Raw genomic sequence first — 2605 nt, 5'->3', positions numbered from 1 at the left:
GAGCCGTTATCGCTGCGTTTGTTGCTCGCCAGTGTGGTAGTGCTGGGCGGTATTGCGCTGGCGCTGGCGCCGCGCCGCCAGGCCCTGCAGGCAAAGCCTAGAAAAAGCTGCGCTGGGCCTTGAGGGTGACCACGCTGTCGCAATAGGTGTTCATGCCTGAGTAGGCGTCACAGCTGGTGCCACTGAGGCTCGAGTTGCTGTAGATCAGGTTCAGGTCGATGCCTAGCCAAGGGCGCGACAGTTCCAGCGACCAGTCGGAAAAGGCATTCACCTGGCTGCCATCGCCGATGGTGAAGGGTGTGCCCAGGCGGTGATGGGCGAGTTTGACGGTGAGGTCGACATCGAACAAGGGCAGTTGGCCAAAATCGGCGAACAGCGTACCGGTGCGGTTGTCGGGGTTGTCGCGCAGTGCGCCGCCGAACCGGCTGCCAAGTACCGAAACTCCCCCATACAGGGCTACGCTCTCGGCGCCGGCGATGTTTGGCTGGCTGTAGTGGATCAACCCCACTTCATAGCCCAAGGTGCTGTCGAAGTGGTGCTTGTAGCCCATGTAGCTGTCCAGGCGCAGGGTCGAGTTGGCCGTCACCCCCATGCTCGGGGCATATTGGCCGACGTACAGCCCACTGGGGTGGCTGAAATCCATGCCGCCATGAAACGCGCCGACCGCCGTGGGTGAAATCAACCCTTGGGCCATGCTGCGGGAAGGGGTGGTGCCGAGTGTAAAGTCGAAATCGCCCAGTTGGCGCTTCATCTGCTGGGCCAGCAGAGGGGGGCTGAACAGCAGGGCAATGCTCAGCAACAGCAGGGGCCTGAACATGGTCACCGTCCTGGAGGGCTTACGGTAGAGCGTTCAGGATACCTGCCCGAGCGGCCGCTGAAAACCATGTAGCGGCGGGTTCAGCCTTTGGTCGAACGGTCGGCATCGGCTGCCTCGGTCACCACCGGCAGGTTGCCGGCACGCTGGATCACCCGGCGTTGCTGCTCATAGTCGTCCAGCGACAGACCGCGGCGCTGCAAGGCCTCCAGCTGTAACTGGCGGGTTTCGTCGGCGCTGTACGGGCGCAGTTCAGGGTGGCTGGCACAGCCGCTGCTGATGGCGAGGGTAAGCAGGGCAAACGTGGCAGTCAGCAAGCGGGCCAGGGTGTTCATCAGGTAGCTCCAGGGGCCAATGGTGTAGGTGGCGAGGCGATGGAGCTAGGTTATGTGGTTGCCGCGCCCGGTAGAAATTGCCCCTCTCGATAGTGACTATTGATGCACGGCGCCCTGGCCATTGACGCGCAGAAGCTCAAACCTTGCAGGCTGCCGCCTGGTGGCTCGATCCATGAAAAACGGGGCATGCCAGCGATGGCATGCCCCGTTTTTATACCGCAAAAGCGTTTCAGGCGACTTTGACGATCCAGCCAGCCGGTGCTTCCACATCACCGCTCTGGATGCCGGTCAGCTCGTTGTAGAGCTTCTGCGTGACCGGGCCGACCTTCTCCAGGTCGTGGAACACGTGCAGCTTGCCGTTGTACTCGATGCCACCAATCGGGGTGATCACCGCAGCAGTACCGCAGGCGCCGGCTTCGACGAAGCGGTCCAGCTTGCTGATTTCCACGTCACCTTCGACCACGGTCAGGCCCAGGCGCGATTGTGCCAGCTCCATCAGCGACAGGCGGGTGATGCCTGGCAGCACCGAGGCCGATTTAGGCGTGACGAACTCATTGTTGGCGGTAATGCCGAAGAAGTTGGCCGAGCCGACTTCTTCAATCTTGGTGTGGGTCAGCGGGTCGAGGTAGATGGCGTCGGCGAAGTTGGCTTTCTTCGCTTCGGCACCTGGCTGCAGGCTGGCAGCGTAGTTGCCACCGACCTTGGCGGCACCGGTGCCCTGCGGTGCTGCACGGTCGAAGCTGGAGATCTGGAAGTTGTGCGGCTTCATGCCGCCCTTGAAGTACGAGCCAACCGGAATGGCGAAAACCGAGAAGATGAACTCGGGGGCGGTGCGCACGCCAATGTTGTCGCCGGTGCCGATCACGAACGGGCGCAGGTACAGGGCGCCTTTACCATGCGGTGGCACGAACTTTTCGTTGGCCTTGACCACTTGCTTGCACGCCTCGATGAACACATCGGTCGGCACCTGCGGCATCAGCAGGCGGGCGCAGCTGCGCTGCATGCGGGCGGCATTCTGGTCCGGGCGGAACAGGTTGATGGAGCCATCCTTGCAGCGGTAGGCCTTCAGGCCCTCGAAACATTGCTGGCCATAGTGCAGCGCGGTGGAGCCTTCACTGATGTGCAGCACGTTGTCTTCGGTCAGGGTGCCCTTGTCCCACTCGCCATTGCGCCATACGGACAGGTAGCGTTTGTCGGTCTTGATGTAGTCGAAACCCAGCTTGTCCCAATTAATGCTTTCGTTGCTCATGACACCCTCATTGTCTTGCTAATGCCCGATCGCTCGGGCTGCTGTTATATGCGCACCATGCCACCTTAATACATCCGTGGCGGATCGGGAACGGCCGGTCAAGAATTGACAGGCTGCGATGCATTATTTGCGGGTGCTGCAGGCGCAGGGACGGCATCGAGGCTGCAAGGTGATTGTCACAATATTGTCAGCGCCTGTGAGATCGAG

General features: G+C 61.3%; 3 protein-coding genes and 1 pseudogene. 1 reads left to right on the top strand and 3 read right to left on the bottom strand.

The genetic code is table 11. The features are described from left to right. Positions 1-123: pseudogene (locus tag G1E_RS29155) on the top strand (EamA family transporter); the annotation flags it as partial. Here the strand turns inward: G1E_RS29155 and G1E_RS03375 are convergent. From G1E_RS03375 to G1E_RS03365, 3 genes are all read right to left on the bottom strand, one after another. Beyond that, positions 98-817 carry a TorF family putative porin gene (locus tag G1E_RS03375; protein ID WP_009686695.1) on the bottom strand — a complete coding sequence of 240 codons (720 nt, stop codon included), beginning with the start codon at positions 815-817 and terminating at the stop codon, positions 98-100. The pseudogene G1E_RS29155 and the gene G1E_RS03375 overlap by 26 nt on opposite strands. A gap of 80 nt (positions 818-897) precedes the next feature. After that, positions 898-1149, bottom strand: a complete 252-nt coding sequence (locus tag G1E_RS03370) for a hypothetical protein (protein ID WP_009686696.1) — start codon at positions 1147-1149, stop codon at positions 898-900. Between the two features lie 229 nt (positions 1150-1378). After that, positions 1379-2398 carry a branched-chain amino acid aminotransferase gene (locus tag G1E_RS03365; RefSeq protein WP_009686697.1) on the bottom strand — a complete coding sequence of 340 codons (1020 nt, stop codon included), beginning with the start codon at positions 2396-2398 and terminating at the stop codon, positions 1379-1381. Between the last annotated feature and the right edge of the window lie 207 nt (positions 2399-2605).

It is taken from the genome of Pseudomonas sp. TJI-51, from assembly GCF_000190455.2.
Classification (GTDB): Bacteria; Pseudomonadota; Gammaproteobacteria; order Pseudomonadales; family Pseudomonadaceae; genus Aquipseudomonas; species Aquipseudomonas juntendi.
This window is presented reverse-complemented; position numbering and strand designations above follow the sequence as displayed.

Excerpts from the sequence above, each read along its gene's own strand:
- G1E_RS03375 (WP_009686695.1), bottom strand. The coding sequence starts at position 817 with ATGTTCAGGCCCCTGCTGTTGCTGAGCATTGCCCTGCTGTTCAGCCCC.
- G1E_RS03370 (WP_009686696.1), bottom strand. The coding sequence starts at position 1,149 with ATGAACACCCTGGCCCGCTTGCTGACTGCCACGTTTGCCCTGCTTACC.
- G1E_RS03365 (WP_009686697.1), bottom strand. The coding sequence starts at position 2,398 with ATGAGCAACGAAAGCATTAATTGGGACAAGCTGGGTTTCGACTACATC.